Consider the following 21,350-nt stretch of genomic DNA (forward strand, 5'->3'; position numbering starts at 1 on the left):
AGCGCCGTTATTTTTAAAATTATCCAATGGTGACTTCGAGCCCTTATTAATTTTTTGCTGAACATCAGGCAAAATAGGCGAAATTTGAATTGTGGAATTTTTGTGGCAGAGCAAAACAATACCTTAAGCCAGGTAACTGAGGGCACCACGGAGTTGTTACATCAGGCAACTGAGAAAACGACCCAGACCGTGATTGAACATACCGCCAAGTATAATGATGCCTACAGCACCATTGACAAGATCATGGAAGGTTTCTGGGAACGTGTGCCTTATTTCTGTATCGCGCTAATCGTAATTACGATTTTCTGGTTACTCTCCAAAGTCTTCAAGTTTTTTGTACGTAAAACTTTGGAAAACCGTTCTTATACCCGCCAGAATCTGGTATTAGTACTCAACCGTGTCGGTAGTACCTTTATTATTTTCTTTGGTATTCTGATTGGACTGGTGATTGCTGTTCCTGGCTTTACCCCGGGTCAGCTGATGAGTGCCCTCGGAATTGGTTCAGTCGCGATCGGTTTTGCCTTCAAGGATATTTTCCAGAACCTGCTCTCTGGCGTGTTAATTCTGCTCAGTGAACCGTTCAAGATTGGCGACGATATTATCGTGAATGGCATGGAAGGTACGGTTGAAGATATCCAGATTCGTGCAACCTTTTTACGCTCACCGGATGGCCGCCGTATCGTCATTCCAAACGCGACCGTCTACACCAGTGCGGTTACGGTGAATACCGCCTATACCCGTCGCCGCTGCGAATTCGTCGTGGGTATCGGCTATGAAGATGACATCCAGAAAGCCAAGGACCTGATTACCGCTATTTTAGATAAAGATCCGACCATCCTCAGCCAACCGGGCTTTAGTGTCAATGTGACGGCGCTGGCTGACTTTTCCATTACCCTGAAAGCCTTCTGGTGGGTCGATACCACTGAAACCGGCACCGGAACTTCAATCAGTGCGGTGCAGGAACGTGTGATTCAGGCTTTTGCCGAGCATAATATTTCGATTCCGTATCCGGTACAGGAAGTCAAAGTCTATCGTGGTGAGGGCAATGAAGAGGCTTCAGCCCGTGCTAAACAGTCGACCTAAAACATAAGGAATCACGGTTTCTGTACGGATAATACGGTTGCCCAGGCTCACAGCCTGGCAGCCGTTTTTTACGAGTAAATCAACTTCATATGGAATAAATCCACCCTCCGGACCAATAATAATCGTACAGGGATGCTCAATCGCAAATGGCATCGCTTGCTCTGCATAAGGATGTGCCACATAAGCCGGACCATCCGTACTAATCAAACCCGGCAAGATATCTTCAACAAAGGGTTTAAAGCGTTTATATAGCTCGATTTTCGGAGCAATCGTATCGCCTGCCTGTTCCAGTCCCAGCTCGATATAATGATTTAACTGCTGTAAAAATGGGGTTTGCCAATAGCTTTTATCGACGCGATAGCTATGCAGTAAAATGATTTTTTCAACGCCCAAAGTGACACTGTCCATGATCAGACGGCGCAGTACTTTCGGACGTGGCAAGGCCACAATTAAAGTCACTGGCAATTTTTCTGGAACAGCTTCTTCTTGCAGCGGTTTCAAGCGCACTGCTTTTTCAGAGATTTCGACAATCTCAGTCAGGTAACGCAGACCTTCCCGAATTCCGACTTTTAACGTATCTCCCACCTGAATCTGTAGATGCTGCTGTAAATGTTCCAGTTGCCGAGTTGAGGTAATGGACCAAAGTTCAGTTTCGGTTTGACGTGAATCAAGCAGGATGATGTTCATAAAAAAGAAGACCAAAAAAATATGATATATCCCTCTATTGGCTAGAGGGTGGCGACAGGGATGTCGCCAATTTCACTGTGCTGCAGGGATGCAGCATCAGTGAAATAAAGGGCTTTTGTCTTGCAGGGTATGCCCTTCATGGCCCGACAAAAGTAAGGTAATCACTTTGAAAAAGAAATACAAAGAAATACTAAGCCAAATCGAAACTCGGTTATTGTAGGACAAGCCTTAAATAAAGCTCTATAGTGACTTATCATCGTGTAGGCTTCTCACTACTTTTTACAGCGTAAAAGTAGGCAAAACGCTTTTGTTAGGTTGATGATACTTCCCTGTATCATCAGCCTAACGACGGCATCCCTGCCGTCTTGGTAAATCCAATATCTGTTACTTATCAATATAAATTAAAGATACTGATCAATCACCTGAATATGCCTTTCAAGTGAACCCTGATTTTGCTGCATAATCTTTTGTGCAGCAGTATTCAAGCTTTCAGCTTTAGCTGAATTATTCAGAATTTCTAGCAAAGTCTCAGCAGCCTGTTTAGCATCCTGCACTACTGCGACTGCGTCTGCCTGAACAAACTCATCCACGATGGTCTGAAAATTAAAATAGTTTTTGCCTAAAACAGTCGGCACATTCAGCGCAATCGGCTCCAGAATATTATGTCCACCACCTGGCTCATTTAAAGAACCACCGACATAACAGGCCTGGCTCAAAGCATACCAGAGCCACATTTCACCCATCGAATCGGCCAAATAAACCTGGGTATCTGCTTCGATACGTTGCCCTAAACTACGACGCTGAGTTTTTAATCCCAAAGACTGTGCAGCCTGGAACACATCATCAAAACGTTCCGGATGGCGCGGTACCACAATACAGACCAAATATGGATCAGCTTCTAAAGCAGCTTTTAAAGCACTCAGAATTTCTTTTTCTTCAGGAGCATGAGTACTAGCTAACGTGACGATCTTTCGCCCCCCTAACTGCCACTCCTGTGTCAATTGATCTGCCTGCTGGATAAAGCGCTCGGGCGCAGTAATATCAAATTTGATATTGCCCAAAACCTGGGTTTTTTCGGCTGCTATTCCTAACTGGATATAACGTTGCTGGGTGGCAATATCCTGTGCCAAAAGCTGGGTTAACTGCTGTAGCATGCCTCTAGTCAGACCTTTGACCTTGGTATAACCTTTGGCAGATTTTTCAGACAGACGCGCATTCAACAATACAGTTGGCACATTAAACTGGGGTGCCTGATCCAGCAGATTAGGCCAAAGCTCGGTTTCCATCAGCAATAAAAGTTTCGGCTGATACTTTTGATAAAATTCACGAATTAAAGTTTTCTGGTCAGCAGGCAAATACACGGCTTGAAACAAATCGAGATAAGGCGCTTTTAAAAAAAGTGATTTAGCGCGTGCCTGACCGGTTTTGGTGGTATTGGTGACCAGCACCGGATGGCCAAGTTTTAAATAATGTTCAATTAACGGTTGGGCAGCATTGGTTTCACCCACCGACACCACATGAAACCAGATGGCATGCAGGTTTTTGGGTGGCTGAAACGGGCCGAAACGTTCTGTCAGTTCTTGTTGTAATTGTTCAGGATCGGTCGCACGTTTACGGATACGCGATTGATATAAGGGTTTAACCAGCGCCAAGGCTGCGTTATACCAAAATGGAGTGGCCACATTGCGCCCCTGTCCAAAGATTCAATGGGCAGAATATAGCAGAGCCACATCAACATGTTAATCAATGTGGCTCATTTTTAGATTATTCTACTGTAGTTAAAGCTTCTGCTTCAGCCAATGTCGGATAATCAATATAGCCTTCCGCGACATTGGTTCCGATCATATTTTCCAGCTTCAGTTCATTCAGCGGCGCATCTTCGAGCAGACGTTCGTATAGATCCGGATTGGCAATATACGCCTTACCAAAAGCCACCGCATCAGCCTTGCCTGAAGCCAGTAATTCAATGGCATCTTCACGGCTGAGGCGCATATTGGCAATATAAGGCACTCCATTTGAGCGCTGTTTCATATATTCAGAAATACTGTCTTCTGCCAGATATTCACGGGTAAAGAAGAAGGCAATCTTGCGCTTACCCAGCTGCTCCATGGCATAGCCAAATGTTTCACGTGGATCATTGTCGCCCATGTCATGATCATCACAACGCGGCGCAAAATGCACCCCTACACGATCTGCGCCCCATACTTCAATCAGTGCATCAGTTGCTTCTAGCAGGAAACGTGTACGATTTTCCACTGAACCGCCGTATTCATCTTCACGCTGATTGGTTTTGCTTTGCAAGAACTGGTCAATCAGATAACCATTGGCAGCATGTAATTCAACACCATCAAAACCGGCTTCTTTAGCACGAATCGCGGCTTGCTTATATTGCTCGGTAATGGCATGAATTTCCGAAATTTCCAGCGGACGCGGCAACACATAAGGACGTTTTGGACGTAACAAGCTGACATGACCCGCCTGTTGTACTGCACTTGCAGAGACTGGTGTTTCACCATTTAACAGATCCGGATGCGATACACGACCAACATGCCAAAGCTGGGCAACAATCAGACCGCCCTTCTCATGAACCGCTTGAGTAACCTTTTTCCAGCCTTCGACCTGAGCATCGGTAAACAATCCTGGAGTATTTAAATAGCCATTGGCTTCTTCAGAAATCACTGTGGCTTCAGAAATAATCAGGCCAGCACTTGCACGTTGCGCATAGTACTCAACCATCATTGGGGTTGGAACGCGATCAGCAGTTGCGCGGTTACGGGTCAGCGGCGCCATGATGACACGGTTTTTAAGCTCTAACGCACCGAGCGTTAAAGGAGAATTTAATTCAGCCATCGTTACTCCCACCTGTTAAAGGTGTTGTTGTAGGTGTTCGATAAATTGTTGAATCAAAGTTTCATTGCGGGAGAAATATGACCACTGTCCATGCTTGGTCGCAGTGATCAGGCCAGTCTGCTGTAACACCGACAGGTGATTGGACATGGTGGACTGGGAAACCTGGCCCAAACGTTCAATTTGACCTGCACAGACCCCACGTTGAAAGCCACCACACTCTTCCGCAGACAGATATTGCTCCGGAGATTTTAACCACTCCAGAATTTGTCGACGGGTCGGATTGGCTAAGGCTTTAAAAATTAGATCAAGGTCCATAGGCACATCACAATCAGTGGCGCAACGAAACTTTATTCAGCATCTGCGACCATTATATCGTATTTTTACGATTTATATATCGAATAATTTAGATATAAGAGTCACAATCTGTACAAGCTTGGTTACGCCAGCTATTTAAACAACTTCTTACAAGCCCTGTTTCAGGCTTGCTTCGATAAATTTGTCCAGATCACCGTCCAGAACTGCGCCAGTATTGGAATTTTCCACACCTGTACGCAAATCCTTAATACGTGAATCATCCAGGACATAAGAACGGATCTGACTACCCCACCCAATGTCAGACTTGGAATCTTCCAGTGCTTGTGCCGCTTCGTTACGTTTGCTCATCTCGAGCTCATAAAGTTTGGCACGTAACTGCTTCCAGGCGTGGTCACGGTTGGCATGTTGTGAACGCTGGTTCTGACAGGCCACCACAATTCCGGTCGGTGCATGGGTTAAACGCACGGCAGAATCTGTTTTGTTAATATGCTGACCACCCGCCCCTGATGCACGATAGGTATCGGTACGAACATCGGACGGATTGATTTCGATCTCAATATTGTCATCAACTTCAGGCGATACAAACACGGCAGAGAACGAGGTATGACGACGGTTACCTGAGTCAAATGGTGACTTACGCACTAAACGGTGTACGCCTGATTCGGTACGCAACCAGCCATAGGCGTACTCACCTTCCACACGAATCGTCGCAGATTTAAGGCCGGCCACATCGCCATCAGATTCTTCCATCACTTCTGCTTTAAAGCCATGACGTTCAATCCAGCGTAGATACATACGTAGCAACATAGACGCCCAGTCCTGTGCTTCTGTACCGCCTGAACCAGCTTGAATTTCCAGATAGCAAGGATTTGGATCCATCGGATTATTGAACATACGGCGGAATTCAAGCTTGGCCAGTTCTTCTTCAGCCGTGCTCAGTTCAGCCTGTACATCTTCTAGCAAGCTTTCATCATCCGCTTCAACCGCCAGATCAAGCAAAGCCTGTGCATCTTCAAGCTGGGTACTTAAGCGATCCAGCACATTTAATACATTTTCAAGCTCGCCTTTCTCTTTGGCCATCGCTTGGGCACGACTCTGGTCATTCCAGATGGTTGGATCTTCTAATTCACGTAGGACTTCTTCTAAACGCTCTTTTTTCAGATCGTAGTCAAAGATACCCCCGTAGTGTTTGACCACGTTCGTTTAAGTCTTTTAATTGGTTTAGATACGGATTAATTTCCACGTGAATTACTCTCAATCAAAATTAGGCACAAAATTCTTAGCCCAATATTATAGCACAGTCTATTTCCGCTATTTTAACGATCCATTCAGTCTAAAGCTCGAATGTCTTGAGTATTTAGACCTGTATTTTCCTCATCCAATTTTCAACATTTCATAGGCTCTTTTACGTCTTTTTATCCGAAATTTTTATTAGCTTTTAAGCCTCGTTTTTATGACCGAAATATAATTTTGCAATTAATTTTATAATCTAGGATTTCTTAGTGTGTTGTATAAAAAATCAGCAAATTCAATAGATTCCACAATATCTACACACTTTTAATAAAACACTACATTATAAATTTAATTTTATTATTCAGTCACTTGTTTAGCAAAAATTACACAAGATTACGCTATTCACATTACTGTAACTTTCCTTTGATTGACGATCTTTGGAATTGCTCTAGACTGAAAGTTGTAACAAAAAGTGTAATGTTTTTAACTCACGATTTGAGGGGTAGTAACCATGAAAAAATTAGCGATTGCTTCGGCACTACTTTCAGCAATAGCAATGACTGGTACAGCAGCACATGCTTACCAAGCAGAAATTGGTGCATCAGCAGGAGTGGTTGATCCTGACAACGGTGGAACCAGCGGTTCTTTCGGCGTTGATGGTACATATTACTTCAATCCAGTTCAAACACGTAATGCACCATTAGCAGAAGCAGCATTCCTTGATCGTGCTAGCAACGTGAGTGCGCAATATCAATATAATGAAATTGGTGATTCTGAAGCGCATCGTTATGGCGTAGGTGCAGAGTACTTCGTACCGAATTCTGACTTCTACTTAAGCGGTAATGTAAATGGTCATGATCTGCAAGATAACAATGAGGTAGATAATGACTTAACGACTTACGGTGCAGAAGTGGGTTATCTACCAGCGCCAGGCCTATTGATTGCGGCGGGTGTGAAAGGTTGGGATAACGACAATGATGATGGCGTAGATCCAACATTGCGTGCTAAATATGTCACTACACTTAGCAACGGTAAAGACATCAACCTGGAAGCAGGTGCAGCGTTTGGTGATTTAGATGAATACAATCTGGCAGCAGATTATTTCATCGACAAAACCTTGAGTGTCGGTGCTGATTATCACAACAATGATATTACCGACAAGAGCGAATTTGGTATCAATGCACGTAAGTTCATTAACCAGCAAGTGAGCTTAGAAGGCCGTGTCGGCTTTGGTGAACAGTTTAACAATGACTACAATACCTTTGGTGTAGCAGCGAAGTACCGCTTCTAATCTAAAACCAAAAATTAGTCATGCATAGAAACCCATCCTCGGATGGGTTTTTTTATTGCACTCTTAACAAGCATTTAGGTATTTTTGCACATTGACGGGGCGAATATAAACTGTACAATTTGTTACAACTGTTCATCAAACAGTCATATTTTTATAACAAAGAGAGAAATCTAAATGCTTAAGAAACTTGCTCTTGCTACAGCGCTTCTTGCTGGCCTGGGAACTGCACATGCTTACCAAGCTGAACTTAATGTCGGGTATGAAAATACAGATATTGATAATGTTGGGGATCTAGATACATTTTTCATCAATGGAAAATATTACTTAAACACTGTTCAAGTTAAGAACTCTCCACTTGCAGAAGCGGCTTTCCTAAATAAAGCAAGCAATATTGGCTTAGGTTATGCAAATGCAAGCGGTGATGGCGATGAGGATATTGATGTATTTGGTGTAAGTGGCGAGTTTTATATTCCAAATACTCAATTTTATGTAAGCGGCACTATTAACCAGGTTGACTTTGCTGGTGAAGACAATACTGGCTATGCTTTTGAAGTTGGTTACTTACCAGTTAATGGCCTACTATTAGCAGCTGGTGCAGCTAATGAAAGCGTTGATCCAGTTCAGGTAGCAAATTATGGTTTTGTCCCTAACCTCCTAAATGCTGTTACTGTAGGTGATGATACTGCACTATCTTTACGTGCAAAATATGTGACTCAGATTGGTAATCATTTTGCCAATTTTGAAGGTTTAACTTATTTCGGTGATGAAACAACTTATCGTTTAGGCGCTGATCTTTATATCGATCCAACTTTAAGTGTGGGTGTATCAATCGCGGATTCTACAGAAGATGATTCAGATACAGTATTTGGTTTACGCGCACAAAAATTCTTTACACCTGCAATTGCAGCTGGCGTGAACTATACAACTACTGACGGTGCTGACTCTTTCGGTATTAACGGTACTTTCCGCTTCTAATCTCTCCGATTAAAAGCAAAAAAAACCGCTCACTCGAGCGGTTTTTTATGGCCTATTGTTCTAAATGGATAATCCGCATTTGCAAGCTGATATTGCCATTAAATACATTTTTATCCAGCTCATAGACCAATCGTGTATCTTTCATCGGGTCAAAATCATATTTATCCGCTGCATTGAAAGCGATCGCATCCACGACCTGCCCATTCTCCAACGCCACACGTAACTTAAGATGCACATCTTTAAGCCAGCGATAGTCCATGATTTTGAACACACCATCAAAAATCGGTTGGGGGAATTTTTGCCCCCATGGACTTAAATTCTGCAATAAATTGACTGTTTCGATCTGAAAAGCAGAAGCTGGCAACTCTCCATCTGTCCATAAAGTCGCAGTGAATAAATCCTCATCCATCACACCAATCAGTGCTTCAAAGACCTGCTTAAACTCAGCGAAATTTTCTTTTTTCAGGGTTAAACCTGCTGCTGCTGCATGTCCGCCAAAATGACTGACTAAATGAGGATATTGCTCTGCCACCTGTTCAATCGCATCACGAATATGAATACCTTCAATCGAACGCGCCGAACCTTTGATATGAATCCCATCCTGATCCGCGGCAAAAACAATACTCGGACGATGGAACTGCTCTTTTAAACGCCCTGCTACAATCCCGATCACTCCCTGATGCCAATGCTGTTCAAACATGATCAACGCAGCAGGTAGTTCAGTGGCATCCCACTGGATTTTATCCAGCTCAAGCAAGGCTTCCTGCTTGATTTTACCTTCCACCTGACGGCGTTCGACATTGAGCTGATTCAGCTGTTCAGCCAGTGGATAAGCAGTTGTCAGATCAGGAGCCAGCAAACATTCGATCCCGATATCCATGGTTTCCATGCGTCCAGCCGCGTTAATCCGTGGGCCTAAAACAAAGCCCAAATCTTGAGCTTTCAGACCAGCAGGATCACGCTTTGCAATATCAAGTAGCGCACTGATTCCTGCTCGGCATAACCCTTGCTGGATCCGTTTCAACCCTGCATCGACCAGAATCCGGTTGTTATAGTCCAGACTCGCGACATCGGCATAAGTACCGAGTGCCACCAGATCAAGATAATTGGTAATTACCGTAGAGGATTTTCCAAGTTTCTTGCGATGGGTAGACAGATTGGCCAGTATATAAAAAGCCACCCCGACCCCAGCCAGTGCTTTGCTTGGAAAGTCGCAACCGAGCTGATTGGGATTGACCACGGCTTCGGCTTTTGGTGTCGGCTTGGTCGTCAGATGGTGATCAGTAATGATCACCTGCATGCCATGATCCTGCGCCTGTTTTACTCCGTCATGGCTGGAAATGCCATTGTCCACGGTAATCAGTAAATCAGGCGTGAAATTGACAAAGGCCAGATCTGCGATTGCGGGCGTCAATCCATACCCATATTTAAAACGGTCTGGTACCAGATATTCAACATTGGCGCCCATATCACGCAGTGCCAGCACCATGAGTGCAGTACTGGTCGCGCCATCGGCATCATAATCGCCGACAATCACGATTTTCTGGCCATGATCAATCGCCTGATCCATCAATTGAATGGCTTCAGGCAAGCCTTTCATGGTCGGTGCCAGCAGATGCTTCAGCTTAAGCTCAAGTTCCTGCTCGGACTCTACCCCACGCCGGGCCAAAATTTCAGCCACAAATGCCGGCACACCCTGAAAATTTTCAGGACGGGTTAGCAAGGGCCGTTGTTTGATTTCCAGTTTTTGCATGGTTATGGCATTAAGCGCTCTAAAGTCCAGCCGGCATCGGTTTTGCGATAACTTAAACGGTCATGCAAACGGTTCGGACGACCTTGCCAGAATTCATAATAATCGGGTTCTAGACGATAACCGCCCCAGAATACCGGCTTGTCCAACTCTTGCTGATTCGCGACCTGAGTATGTAAATCCCAAAAACGTTGCTGCAATTCTTCACGACTGGCCACGACGCCACTTTGCGGGGTACTAATATGCGCGGCAATCTGGCTTTCTCGCGGACGTTTATGATAATAATCAGTTGATTCTTCTTCTGATATTTTCATTACACGACCCGAGATACGAATCTGACGTTCCTGATCCTGCCAGTAGAACAACAGTTCGGCATAAGGATTTTCAGCCAGATCCAGACCTTTTTGACTATCATAGTTGGTATAAAAGTCATAACCCGCTTCAGTCGCTCCACGTAGCAATACCGTACGCACATGTGGACGACCTTGTGCATTGGCTGTTGCCAAAGACATGGCATAGGGTTCATGCAATTTTGCTTCCAGTGCATGGTTAAACCATTGCAGGAACTGCATATGTGGATTCGGATTGACTTGCTGTTCCTGTAACTCGCCTTTTTCATAATTCAGGCGTAGTTCACTTAGATCCTTGATCAGATCACTCATCATCTATGTTCCTGTTAAGCGGCATTGGCACGCACAGCATCTGCCAGGCTGTTTGCAAGTGTGGTGACTTCAGCCAGATCATCGCCTTCGACCATCACACGAATGACAGGTTCTGTGCCAGATTTACGAATCAATAAACGGCCACGACCTTTAAGCTGCTGTTCGGCTTTTTCAAATTCAGCTGCCAGTGCAGGCACTGAATAAGGATCAAACATGGCATTTAAACGTACATTGACCAAGACATTGGGCAACAGTTTAAAGTCAGCCACAAGTTCATGCAGAGCTTTTTTCTGTTCAACCATCACGGTTAAAACTTGCAGGGCTGCAATAATCGCATCGCCTGTGGTGCTCTTGTCTAAAGTCAGAATATGACCAGAAGGCTCACCGCCAATTACCCAGCCATTTTCTTCCAGACCTTGCAATACATAACGGTCGCCGACTTTGGCACGTAATAACGGCACTTGTGCTTTTTCTAGCGCCAGTTCCAGCGCCATATTGCTCATTAAGGTACCGACGATACCTGCCGGTTTTTTCGAGCTTTGAGTCGCAAGAATATAAAGAATATGGTCGCCATCAATCAGATTACCGGCTTTATCTACGAGAACCACACGGTCAGCATCCCCATCAAAGGCAATACCCAAATCCGCTTGATGTTGAATCACGGCTTGTTGCAAGCTTTCCGGATGCGTTGAACCACAGCCCTCATTAATATTTAAACCGCTCGGCTCATTGTGAATCGCAATTACACGTGCGCCCAGTTCACGGAACACTGCAGGTCCCACGTTATAGGCTGCACCATTGGCACAATCCACCACAATGGTGAGTTCATTCAGATCCAGATGATACGGGAACGTCGATTTACAGAATTCAATATAGCGACCATTGGCATCTTTAACCCGGATACTTTTACCCAGATTCGCCGTATCTTCAATCACAAAATCTTTTTCAAGTTCCTGATTAATTTCGTCTTGCAAGGCATCTGGCAGTTTTTTGCCTTCCGCAGAGAAGAACTTAATGCCGTTATCAAAATACGGGTTATGCGAAGCGGAAATGACAATACCCAAGCTGGCATGTAAGGCACGGGTCAAGTGAGCAATCGCCGGTGTCGGTAGTGGACCTAAAAGGTGAACATAAACGCCAGCGGCATTTAAACCTGCCTGTAAGGCAGCTTCCAGGATATAACCAGACAAACGGGTATCTTTACCCAGAACCACCAATGGTTTGGATTTTTTACTATGACGTTTTAAAACTTTACCAGCCGCAAATCCCAGTTTCAGGGCAAACTCAGGGGTAATCGGCAATTCGCCAAACTTTCCACGAATACCATCCGTACCAAAATAACTCATCTTTATCTCACTTCTTAGCGGATGATTGATATCACCCATTTTTTTCCTTGAGTCACACTTTACACCAAAATAAAAAAGCCGTCATTTGCATGACGGCTTTTTAAAATTTTAAATCACAGGAAATTAACCTACGCGATAGTTTGGTGCTTCTTTGGTAATGGTCACATCATGTACATGCGACTCAGACATACCGGCAGAAGTGATTTTCACAAACTTGGCATTCTGACGCAGGTCTTCAATCGTCGCAGAACCGGTATAACCCATTGAAGAACGTAGGCCGCCCATCATCTGATGTACGATATTACCCATTGGGCCTTTGTACGGTACACGACCTTCAATACCTTCAGGAACCAGCTTCTCGGCACCGGCCTTGGAGTCCTGGAAGTAACGGTCAGCAGAACCTGTCGCACCCGCCATCGCGCCCAATGAACCCATACCGCGATAAGCCTTGTAGTAACGGCCCTGGAAGAATTCAACTTCGCCTGGTGCTTCTTCAGTACCGGCCATCAATGAACCAACCATAATCGTGCTTGCGCCCGCACCAATCGCTTTGGCCATATCGCCAGAGAAACGAATACCGCCATCTGCGATCAAAGGAATCTGATCTTTCAGCGCATTGGCAACAGAATCAATCGCAGAGATCTGTGGCATACCAATACCCGCCACAATACGCGTGGTACAGATTGAACCAGGACCAATACCAACTTTAACGGCATCCGCACCTGCATCAAGTAACGCCAGCGCAGCATCACCTGTCGCGATGTTACCGCCAATCACCTGAACTTGTGGATAATTGGCCTTAACCCAACGTACACGCTCGATCACACCTGCAGAATGGCCATGTGCAGTATCGACTACAATCACGTCCACACCTGCATCAACCAAGGCTTCTACGCGGCTTGGCGTTTCTGCACCAGTACCGACAGCAGCACCAACACGCAGACGACCCAGGTCATCTTTACAGCTATTTGGATACAATTCAGCTTTACGGAAATCGGTTACCGTAATTAAGCCTTTCAGCTCTTGCTGATCGTTGACCACCAATACTTTTTCAATACGGTGCTGTTGCAATAAAGCTTGGATATTTTCTTTCGATTCGCCTTCACGAACTGTCACCAGGCGATCCTGACCAGTCATGATATTGCTGACTGGCTGCTCAAGATTGGTTTCAAAGCGTGTATCACGACCGGTCACGATACCCACCACTTTGCCATCTTTCACAACGGGTACACCACTGATATTGTTGGCTTGAGTCAACGCAATCAGTTCACGTACTGTGGTTTCAGGAGTGACTGTAATCGGGTCTTTGACCATACCCGCTTCGAATTTTTTCACACGGCGCACTTCTGCAGCCTGAACCGCGATATCCATGTTCTTGTGCAAAATACCGATACCACCATTTTGCGCCATTGCAATTGCCATACGGGACTCAGTCACCGTATCCATTGCTGCAGACACAAGAGGAATATTCAGGTTAATGCCACGAGTTAAACGTGTCTTTAGGGAGACATCTTTTGGAAGAACAGTAGAATAGGCAGGGAGTAATAGGACATCATCGAAGGTTAACGCGTCTTGAACGATGGTCAACATAACAGTCTCACTGGTAATTTCCGTGCACTATTATAAACAAATATCGGCTTAAATTTCATTGCAATTGCAAAATTATTTTTTTATTCAAGCTTTGTACACGCAGATCTATGTGGGTGCTAAAACAGTATCAATAATACGTCCGATCATGAAGTTCCCTATTTTAAAATATACCCCGATCATTTTAATAAAGTGAAAAGCAGAGCCTAAGCTCTGCTTTGGATGGATTTAGCTGACATATTCAAAACTGTCATCATTGTCGGCTTCATCAGTTTCAATCTGGACAAAGGGCAACATATTGTGTGCCACACGTGCCTTATTGCATTGCTCATCGGCAATCTGCACTTCTTTGCAGGATGAACTGCGCTGCTCATACATGCCGCAGCTGACCTGCTGGCCGATGGTGCCATCAAGTGCGATACAGCGTGGATTTTTTTGATTGGTTCCAGCCATACATGAATAGACTGCTGTCACAGGTTCGGTATAGTGCTCAGGCATATGAATTCCTTCAGCCCAATAAAACGAAACCCTGAAATAGGCGCAGCACGCCCCGCAGCTTAAACACGCATCCGGTTTTGGAACTTGAGACAACATTTCTTATAAGTTCTCATTATCAAAAAAAAGTTTTTTGGAGAAGAAATATAAAAAATGTTGTTTTTCCACACAAGAAAAAAATTATTTTTTGTGTGAACTATTCAGGACAAGTAAAAACCGTTTCATCCATCAGGTCAGTGCCGCATTCCAGCGTTTCAATCCAGTCCAGAAACTGGGTAATCTGCTCTTTGCCGATAAATGGCGTGCCATGTTGCGGCACAATCATCTCGATTTCCATGCTGCGTACCATTTTCACCCAAAGGCGAATCACCTTGTTATTGCACATATAGCGTTGATGGAAGCTTTTCATTTTTGGAATATGCGCAGCAAAGTTTTCCAGTGGCTTGGCTGCATCTTCGACCATGGATGCGCCCATATCGCCGGAAAACAGGATTTTGGCAATCGGATCATAAAACTGGAAATTCCCCACCGAATGCAGGAAATGCGCCGGCACCGCCACAATGTGTGATTGACCCAACGGAACGATCTGACCGTGATCAGGAAGTTCTACCAAGCGGTCCAACCAGTTACCTTTCATCCGGTCACTCATAAAGGCCGAGTTTAAGTGCGGCAAGAAACGCGCCCACAGCTTGGATGCCACCACTTTGGCATCCGTATAGACCAGCCAGCGCGGCATCGAGGTAATGATATCCGGGTCCTGGTGCGAGGCCATGACATAATCCAGGTTGGTCAAACGGGTGTATTTATTCAGTTCCATGGTCAGCGGTACATAGGTTAAATCGCCACCCGGATCAAGTACCGCTGCGCGCTCATGATCAATGATCAGAAACTGGTTTGCCTGAACGCCTTCACCTTTGACCAGACTGGTAAAACTGATGCACTTATGTGTCCCGTTATCAAACAGAACCTGCGATGTGGTGCGTTCAAAAGCCATGTAAATTCCCCAATTTATAATAAAAATAACGTTTTTATACCCCTATAAAATATAAGGAATTAATCAAAATTACAATCAATAAAACTAGCCGTATCACACTATTTATCAAGGTTTTGAGATAATTTTAACCATAAAAAATCCTGAGTTTTTAGCTCAGAATTCATGTAATTTATTATTTTATGATTTAAAAGAAATAATGTTGAGCCAGTGTTGCAACACCAATCACCAGGAAAATCGCCGCACCAATTTTATGAATCAGGCTGATCGGGAGTCTGTTCGCCAGCTTATCTCCCAAAAATACTGCAGGTGCATTGGCCAGCATCATGCCCAAAGTGGTACCGAGCATCACCCAGAATACGCTATCGAAACGTGCCGCCAGTGCAACTGTGGCAATCTGGGTTTTGTCACCAATTTCTGCCAGAAAGAATAAAATAAAGGTTGCGCCAAAGACCCCGAACTTTTGCCATTTATTGATACTGGCATTTTCATCCCCGAGTTCATCCGGAATCAGCATCCAGACAGCCATTGCGATAAAGCCAATCGAGACGATCCACAACAGTACTTCTGGCCCGATCACCGTGGTGACCCATTGTCCCAATGCCGCAGAAAGGCCGTGGTTAATCAGCGTCGCCAATAAAATGGCAACTAAAATAGGAACAGGTTTGCGAAAACGTGCGGCAAGCAGCAATGCCAGCAGTTGGGTCTTATCACCCATTTCAGCCAGTGCTACGATTGCAGTCGACAGTAAGAATTCATACATGAGGTCTTTCTCTGGCTAGCATCCAATACCAATGACTCACCGCTCCTGCTAGCCAAAATCTGCAGAGTGGTAAATCAAAGGTCTTGCCAACAAAAGAAAGCTTGGAAAAGCTAACTTGGTTCTTTGCTATGATGACCATGCTCGTTTGAGCAAATATGTTGACCATCACCCTTCTGCTTTGCGCAAAAGGCGGCTACTCCCCAATGAAGTGCGTCAAGTATAGAATCAAATAGATTATTTTTCAATGCAGCAGCAAAAAACCCTGCCGAAGCAGGGTTTTTCTCTTTACACCCTCTTTATATTTCTCCCAGAGGAAGAAAATAGAAGGCATATACATGATTTTTTAGATCAATAAAGTACGGATATCTTTAAGCAGCTTGGTCAGCTTGTTGGTGAAACGAGCAGCATCTGCACCATTGATCACACGGTGATCGTAGGACAATGAAAGCGGCAGCATCAAGCGTGGATCAAAGCCTTCACCATTCCAGACCGGTTGCATGGTTGCAGGTGAAATACCCAGAATTGCCACTTGCGGCCAGTTCACCAATGGCGTAAATGCCGTACCACCGATTGAACCCAAGCTAGTGATAGTGAAGTTCGCACCTTGCAGATCTTTCGGCGACAATTTCTTGTCACGCGCTTTTTGACCCAAGGTTCCTAGCTCAGTGGCAATCTGTTTAATTGACTTCTGATCTGGATGACGCAGCACAGGCACGGTCAAACCATCTGGCGTTGCGACCGCGATACCCATATGGATCTCGTTACGTAGCAAGACTGACTTACCATCATCGGCCAAGTGACCAGCAAACTCACGCTCTTCTTTTAACAAGTGCGCAACTGCTTTGATGATGAACGCCATAATGGTCAGGCTCAGGCCTTCTTTCTTGAAGTTGCCTTTCAGTTCATTACGCCATGCTTCCAGTTCCGTAATATCTGCTGCATCAAACTGGGTCACTTGCGGAATGAAATTATTCAGCGACAATTGTGGAATAGATACTTGTTGCAAACGCGTCAAGGCTTTCTCTTCCACACCACCAAAAGCGCTAAAGTCTGGCAGTTTTGGCAGACCTGCGACTTGAGCAGCAGCGGCGACAGGAGCCGCCTGTGGCGTAGTAAGACGCGTTTTGACATACGCTTTCAGATCTTCTTTCATGACGCGCGCGTGTGGGCCAGATGCTTTGACGTCTGCCAGCACAACGCCCAGTTCACGTGCCAGTTTACGCACAGCAGGACCAGCATAGACTTTCGAGTTAGCGACATTCTGCTCTTTGGTCAGCTTATCGGCATTATCCGACGCCGCGACTGTTTGAGTAGAAGATGCAGCAGGTGCCGGTGCTGCTTTTGCAGCAGGCGCTTTCGGCGCTTCTGCTTTGGCTGCAACAGGTGCAGCAGCTGCTTGCGCTTCAGCTTCAATTGTCACCAGTGCAATGCCTTGAGAGACATTTTGACCCAGTTCCACATGAATGGCTTTAATCACGCCGGCTGTAGTGCTTGGCACTTCAACAGTCGCTTTATCTGATTCCACCACGATGATGCTCTGGTCTTTTTCAACCGTATCACCGACCTGAACCAGAATTTCAGCCACAGCCGCCTTGTCTACACCTAGATCAGGCACCTTCACTTCAACATCACCTGCAGGTGCTGCTGGCGTTTGTGGCGCTTCAACTGCTTTCTCTTGGGTTGCCGCTTGAGCAACTGGTGCTTGAGGTGCTTCTGTCTGTACTTGTGCTGCCGAAACAGCCGTTTTCACTTTCAGAATGACCACACCTTCTTTAATGGTATCGCCTTCTTTAATCTCGATGGACTCTACCGTGCCTGAAACCGTACTTGGCACTTCAACAGTCGCCTTGTCTGATTCCACCACTACGATACTTTGATTTACCTCGATTTCATCACCGACAGCGACCAGGATTTCCCCTACAGTAGCTTTTTCTACACCAATATCGGGGATTTGTACATCAACCACCTGTGAGCTCGCTTGAGCCTCAGGAGCAGCAGAAGCTTTAGGCTGATGTGAAGCCAGTTCCTGCATGATTTCCTGATCCGGCAATGAAGTCGGAGTATTTTCTGAAGTTTTTTGTGAGGCATCTGCTTGCTGTGGCTCGACCACATCAGCGCTGCCGTCTTCAGCTTGTAGCTCAATCAGTACCGCGCCTTCAGCGACTTCATCACCCTGGCTGACCAGAATGCTTTTTACCACGCCTGCTGAAGTGCTAGGCACTTCAACAGAGGCTTTATCAGATTCAAGTAACACAATGCTGTCATCAATCGCGATCGTATCACCGACTTTGACCAGAATTTCGGCCACTGTTGCCTTATCTACACCAATATCAGGAGTCGTAATTTGCATGCTTAGTTCTCCTCTTTGTAGTCAGCAACAGCATGTACAGATGGGGTTTCTTGCGGTGCCCAAGCTACTGGACGATCTGTATCAAGCTCGAAAGTCGAAATCGCATCTTTTACCAGGCGCGCATCAACTTCACCTTCATCTGCCAGTTTTTTCAAAGTTGCCACCACAATATGGGCAGCATCAACACCAAAGTAACTACGCAAGTTGGCACGTGTATCTGAACGACCATAACCGTCAGTACCCAGCGCTACGAATGGACGACCATCTGGAAGATAAGCACGGATCTGTTCGCTATAAGCACGCATATGATCGGTTGCAGACACCACAATACCTTCAGTACCGCGGAGCTGTTTCGATACCCATGCTTCTTTCACGTCTTCAGCCAGCGGATGCAAGCGGTTGTATTCTTCACATGCCATGCCGTCACGTGCCAGTTCATTGAAGCTGGTTACGCTGTAGACATTTGAATGAATTTGATATTCCTCACGAAGAATCTTCGCCGCCTTGATCACTTCACGCAGAATCACACCTGAACCCAGTAACTGAACGGTGGCTTTCTCGTCTTCTTCAAGCAAGTACATACCACGCTTGATGCCTTCTTCAACACCTTTTGGCATTTCCGGATGCTCGTAGTTTTCGTTCATCACGGTCAGGTAGTAGAACACACGTTCCTGATTGACATACATACGCTGTAAACCGTCATGCACGATCACTGCCAGCTCATAACCGAAACATGGGTCATAAGAGACACAGTTTGGAATGGTATTGGCCAGAATATGAGAGTGACCATCCTGATGCTGCAAGCCTTCGCCGTTCAGTGTCGTACGACCCGCAGTTGCACCGAGCAAGAAACCTTGTGCCTGTGCATCACCGGCTGCCCAGGCAATATCACCGATACGCTGGAAACCGAACATCGAGTAATACATGTACATCGGGATCATTGGCAGGTTATTGGTTGAATAACTGGTCGCCAACGCTGCCCATGCACTCATTGCACCGGCTTCGTTAATCCCTTCTTGCAACATATGACCGTCTTTGGCTTCACGGTAATGCATCAGCTGTTCTTGGTCTTCAGGGGTATATTTCTGACCATGTGCAGCATAAATACCCAGCTGACGGAACATGCCTTCCAGACCGAAAGTACGTGCTTCATCAGGCACGATCGGCACCACACGGTCTTTAATCGCTTTCTCTTTAAGCAGTGCAGAGATTAAACGTACCATGACCATGGTGGTAGATTGCTCTTTGCCATTTGAACCGGCCAGGACCGCATCAAAGACTGAAAGGCCAGGAATCGCCAGTTGCTCGCTTTCCTTACGACGTGCAGGCAGGTAGCCACCTAGCGCCTCACGACGCGCCTTCATATATTTCAATTCAGGGGAATTTTCGCTTGGACGGTAGAACGGTACTTCTTCAAGCTGTTCATCAGTGAAAGGAAGATTGAAACGGTCACGCACATATTTCAAGGAATTGATTTGCATCTTCTTGATTTGGTGAGTTTTGTTGACTGCTTCGATTTCTTCCGACAAACCATAACCTTTCACTGTTTTTGCCAGAATCACGGTCGGCTGACCTTTGGCCGTACAAGCTTCGGCATAAGCAGCAAAGACTTTGTACGGGTCATGGCCACCGCGGTTCAGATTATCAATATCTTCGTCGCTTAAGTCTTTAACCAACTCAGCTGCTTCTGGATATTTGCCGAAGAACTTTTCACGCGCGTAAGCACCACCTTTTACCTGGTAACGCTGGAAATCGCCATCAACTGCCTCTTCCATCACTGCTTTCAGTGCACCGGATTTATCTTTATCCAGTAGTGGATCCCAATGACGGCCCCACACAACTTTAATCACACGCCAGCCTGCGCCGCGGAATAATGACTCAAGTTCCTGAATGATCTTGCCATTACCACGTACCGGACCATCCAGACGTTGCAAGTTACAGTTTACTACCCAAATCAGGTTGTCGAGCTTTTCGCGACCTGCCAGAGAAATTGCACCCAGGCTTTCCGGCTCATCCATCTCGCCATCACCCAAATACGCCCAAACCTTACGATCTTCTTCTTTGATCAGGCCACGGTTCATCAGGTACTTTTGAATATGTGCCTGATAAATCGACATGATTGGGCCAAGACCCATCGATACGGTTGGGAACTGCCAGTAGTCCGGCATCAAATAAGGATGCGGATAAGATGGCAAACCTTTACCACCCACTTCACGACGGAAATTATTCAGATGCTCTTCTGTCAAGCGGCCTTCTAAAAATGAACGCGCGTAAATACCCGGTGCACAGTGACCTTGATAATAGATCATGTCGCCGCCGAAGCTGTCGCTGTTGGCACGGAAGAAGTGGTTAAAGCCCACATCATAAAGGGTTGCGGAAGAAGCAAAACTCGCTAGGTGACCACCGAGATCGTCACCGGTTTTATTCGCGCGTAATACCATTGCCAAGGCATTCCAGCGGATCAGCGCGCGAATACGGCGCTCCATGTCCTGGTCGCCTGGCATTGCAGGCTGTTCTTCAACAGAAATCGTATTTAAGTAGGGAGTATTTAAACGCTGAATAGGAACATGCTTTGCAATTGCGCGTTGATAAAGTTTTTCTAACAAAAATGCTGCACGCTCAGTGCCCATGTGCTGCAAAACAGAGTCAAATGCATCTTGCCATTCTTGGGTTTCTTGCGCGTCTGTATCGCCATAAAACGCCATAATCTACAGTTCCTAAAAGCCTAATCTAATGTCTTATATGTACCATATTTAAGACCTCTGCAGGTATGGCCTTAGCTGAATGCGATTTAGCAGTACTATTTAGGAACTAAATGATGGGTGACGTATAATTACACTACATAACAAAAAATAGTCAATAAAGGCGATTTATTATACAATCATTATAATAGTTGGTGATAATATGAGACTTAAAAGTGATAAAACAAAAAGCCCTTCAAGTTGACTTGAAGAGCCTGCAGTTTAAACGCT

General features: G+C 45.4%; 17 protein-coding genes and 1 riboswitch. Of the genes, 3 read left to right on the forward strand and 14 right to left on the reverse strand.

All coding sequences use genetic code 11. From position 1 onward, the window contains the following. The first annotated feature begins 102 nt into the window (after positions 1-102). A complete protein-coding gene (locus NI468_RS04070; RefSeq protein WP_004281355.1) occupies positions 103-1,083 on the forward strand; it encodes a mechanosensitive ion channel family protein in 981 nt (326 codons plus the stop codon). Here NI468_RS04070 and NI468_RS04075 read toward each other — a convergent pair. The 5 genes from NI468_RS04075 to prfB form a co-directional block, all read right to left on the reverse strand. Next, the gene (locus NI468_RS04075) at positions 1,057-1,770 is read right to left on the reverse strand and encodes a 16S rRNA (uracil(1498)-N(3))-methyltransferase (RefSeq protein WP_253100115.1); all 714 of its coding nucleotides are present in this window, start codon (positions 1,768-1,770) and stop codon (positions 1,057-1,059) included. The two genes, NI468_RS04070 and NI468_RS04075, sit on opposite strands and share 27 nt — an antisense overlap. A gap of 401 nt (positions 1,771-2,171) precedes the next feature. Next, positions 2,172-3,452: a 3-deoxy-D-manno-octulosonic acid transferase gene (locus tag NI468_RS04080; RefSeq protein WP_253100118.1), complete on the reverse strand. Its 1,281-nt coding sequence runs from the start codon at positions 3,450-3,452 to the stop codon at positions 2,172-2,174. Between the two features lie 82 nt (positions 3,453-3,534). Next, positions 3,535-4,620: an alkene reductase gene (locus NI468_RS04085; protein WP_148335088.1), complete on the reverse strand. Its 1,086-nt coding sequence runs from the start codon at positions 4,618-4,620 to the stop codon at positions 3,535-3,537. A 15-nt stretch (positions 4,621-4,635) separates the two neighbouring features. Next, complete coding sequence (locus NI468_RS04090) at positions 4,636-4,935, reverse strand: ArsR/SmtB family transcription factor (RefSeq protein WP_004281346.1); 300 nt, start codon at positions 4,933-4,935, stop codon at positions 4,636-4,638. Positions 4,936-5,082: 147 nt separating this feature from the next. After that, a protein-coding gene (gene prfB, locus NI468_RS04095; protein WP_253100121.1) for a peptide chain release factor 2 occupies positions 5,083-6,178 on the reverse strand; the annotation gives its coding sequence in 2 pieces (ribosomal slippage) (positions 5,083-6,105 and positions 6,107-6,178; 1,095 coding nt in all). Between the two features lie 501 nt (positions 6,179-6,679). Between prfB and NI468_RS04100 the strand changes: the two genes are divergently transcribed. Together NI468_RS04100 and NI468_RS04105 are read left to right on the forward strand one after the other, a co-directional pair. Continuing rightward, positions 6,680-7,459, forward strand: coding sequence for a putative porin (locus tag NI468_RS04100; protein WP_253100124.1), 780 nt, complete (start codon positions 6,680-6,682; stop codon positions 7,457-7,459). Positions 7,460-7,633: 174 nt separating this feature from the next. Then, entirely contained in the window at positions 7,634-8,434 is an 801-nt protein-coding gene (locus tag NI468_RS04105) for a putative porin (protein ID WP_004647251.1), read from the forward strand. Between the two features lie 52 nt (positions 8,435-8,486). On the opposite strand, the gene recJ is transcribed toward NI468_RS04105, so the two are convergent. The 9 genes from recJ to aceE form a co-directional block, all read right to left on the reverse strand. Continuing rightward, positions 8,487-10,187, reverse strand: coding sequence for a single-stranded-DNA-specific exonuclease RecJ (gene recJ, locus NI468_RS04110; protein WP_253100127.1), 1,701 nt, complete (start codon positions 10,185-10,187; stop codon positions 8,487-8,489). A 2-nt stretch (positions 10,188-10,189) separates the two neighbouring features. Then, complete coding sequence (gene pdxH, locus NI468_RS04115) at positions 10,190-10,846, reverse strand: pyridoxamine 5'-phosphate oxidase (RefSeq protein WP_195725297.1); 657 nt, start codon at positions 10,844-10,846, stop codon at positions 10,190-10,192. A gap of 14 nt (positions 10,847-10,860) precedes the next feature. Further along, positions 10,861-12,192: a phosphoglucosamine mutase gene (gene glmM, locus NI468_RS04120; protein WP_004281334.1), complete on the reverse strand. Its 1,332-nt coding sequence runs from the start codon at positions 12,190-12,192 to the stop codon at positions 10,861-10,863. A 123-nt stretch (positions 12,193-12,315) separates the two neighbouring features. Then, on the reverse strand, positions 12,316-13,782 hold the full coding sequence (guaB, locus tag NI468_RS04125; protein ID WP_004281332.1) for an IMP dehydrogenase: 1,467 nt from the start codon (positions 13,780-13,782) through the stop codon (positions 12,316-12,318). A 225-nt stretch (positions 13,783-14,007) separates the two neighbouring features. Beyond that, entirely contained in the window at positions 14,008-14,373 is a 366-nt protein-coding gene (locus NI468_RS04130; protein WP_114540945.1) for a YkgJ family cysteine cluster protein, read from the reverse strand. 97 nt (positions 14,374-14,470) lie between these two features. Next, the gene (locus NI468_RS04135) at positions 14,471-15,268 is read right to left on the reverse strand and encodes an oxygen-binding di-iron domain-containing protein (RefSeq protein ID WP_180087147.1); all 798 of its coding nucleotides are present in this window, start codon (positions 15,266-15,268) and stop codon (positions 14,471-14,473) included. A 184-nt stretch (positions 15,269-15,452) separates the two neighbouring features. Continuing rightward, positions 15,453-16,028, reverse strand: coding sequence for a TMEM165/GDT1 family protein (locus tag NI468_RS04140; protein WP_180087148.1), 576 nt, complete (start codon positions 16,026-16,028; stop codon positions 15,453-15,455). A gap of 72 nt (positions 16,029-16,100) precedes the next feature. Beyond that, positions 16,101-16,242, reverse strand: a riboswitch (yybP-ykoY riboswitch). A gap of 129 nt (positions 16,243-16,371) precedes the next feature. Next, complete coding sequence (locus NI468_RS04145; RefSeq protein ID WP_253100130.1) at positions 16,372-18,378, reverse strand: 2-oxo acid dehydrogenase subunit E2; 2,007 nt, start codon at positions 18,376-18,378, stop codon at positions 16,372-16,374. A gap of 2 nt (positions 18,379-18,380) precedes the next feature. Then, complete coding sequence (gene aceE / locus NI468_RS04150) at positions 18,381-21,083, reverse strand: pyruvate dehydrogenase (acetyl-transferring), homodimeric type (RefSeq protein ID WP_253100132.1); 2,703 nt, start codon at positions 21,081-21,083, stop codon at positions 18,381-18,383. Between the last annotated feature and the right edge of the window lie 267 nt (positions 21,084-21,350).

The sequence above is a fragment of the Acinetobacter lwoffii genome (assembly GCF_024129355.1).
Taxonomy (GTDB): domain Bacteria; phylum Pseudomonadota; class Gammaproteobacteria; order Pseudomonadales; family Moraxellaceae; genus Acinetobacter; species Acinetobacter lwoffii_I.

Coding starts and splice junctions, on each gene's coding strand:
- NI468_RS04075 (WP_253100115.1), bottom strand. CDS start 1,770: ATGAACATCATCCTGCTTGATTCACGTCAAACCGAAACTGAACTTTGG.
- NI468_RS04085 (WP_148335088.1), bottom strand. CDS start 4,620: ATGGCTGAATTAAATTCTCCTTTAACGCTCGGTGCGTTAGAGCTTAAA.
- NI468_RS04090 (WP_004281346.1), bottom strand. CDS start 4,935: ATGGACCTTGATCTAATTTTTAAAGCCTTAGCCAATCCGACCCGTCGA.
- NI468_RS04100 (WP_253100124.1), top strand. CDS start 6,680: ATGAAAAAATTAGCGATTGCTTCGGCACTACTTTCAGCAATAGCAATG.
- NI468_RS04105 (WP_004647251.1), top strand. CDS start 7,634: ATGCTTAAGAAACTTGCTCTTGCTACAGCGCTTCTTGCTGGCCTGGGA.
- recJ (WP_253100127.1), bottom strand. CDS start 10,187: ATGCAAAAACTGGAAATCAAACAACGGCCCTTGCTAACCCGTCCTGAA.
- pdxH (WP_195725297.1), bottom strand. CDS start 10,846: ATGAGTGATCTGATCAAGGATCTAAGTGAACTACGCCTGAATTATGAA.
- glmM (WP_004281334.1), bottom strand. CDS start 12,192: ATGAGTTATTTTGGTACGGATGGTATTCGTGGAAAGTTTGGCGAATTG.
- guaB (WP_004281332.1), bottom strand. CDS start 13,782: ATGTTGACCATCGTTCAAGACGCGTTAACCTTCGATGATGTCCTATTA.
- NI468_RS04130 (WP_114540945.1), bottom strand. CDS start 14,373: ATGTTGTCTCAAGTTCCAAAACCGGATGCGTGTTTAAGCTGCGGGGCG.
- NI468_RS04135 (WP_180087147.1), bottom strand. CDS start 15,268: ATGGCTTTTGAACGCACCACATCGCAGGTTCTGTTTGATAACGGGACA.
- NI468_RS04140 (WP_180087148.1), bottom strand. CDS start 16,028: ATGTATGAATTCTTACTGTCGACTGCAATCGTAGCACTGGCTGAAATG.
- NI468_RS04145 (WP_253100130.1), bottom strand. CDS start 18,378: ATGCAAATTACGACTCCTGATATTGGTGTAGATAAGGCAACAGTGGCC.
- aceE (WP_253100132.1), bottom strand. CDS start 21,083: ATGGCGTTTTATGGCGATACAGACGCGCAAGAAACCCAAGAATGGCAA.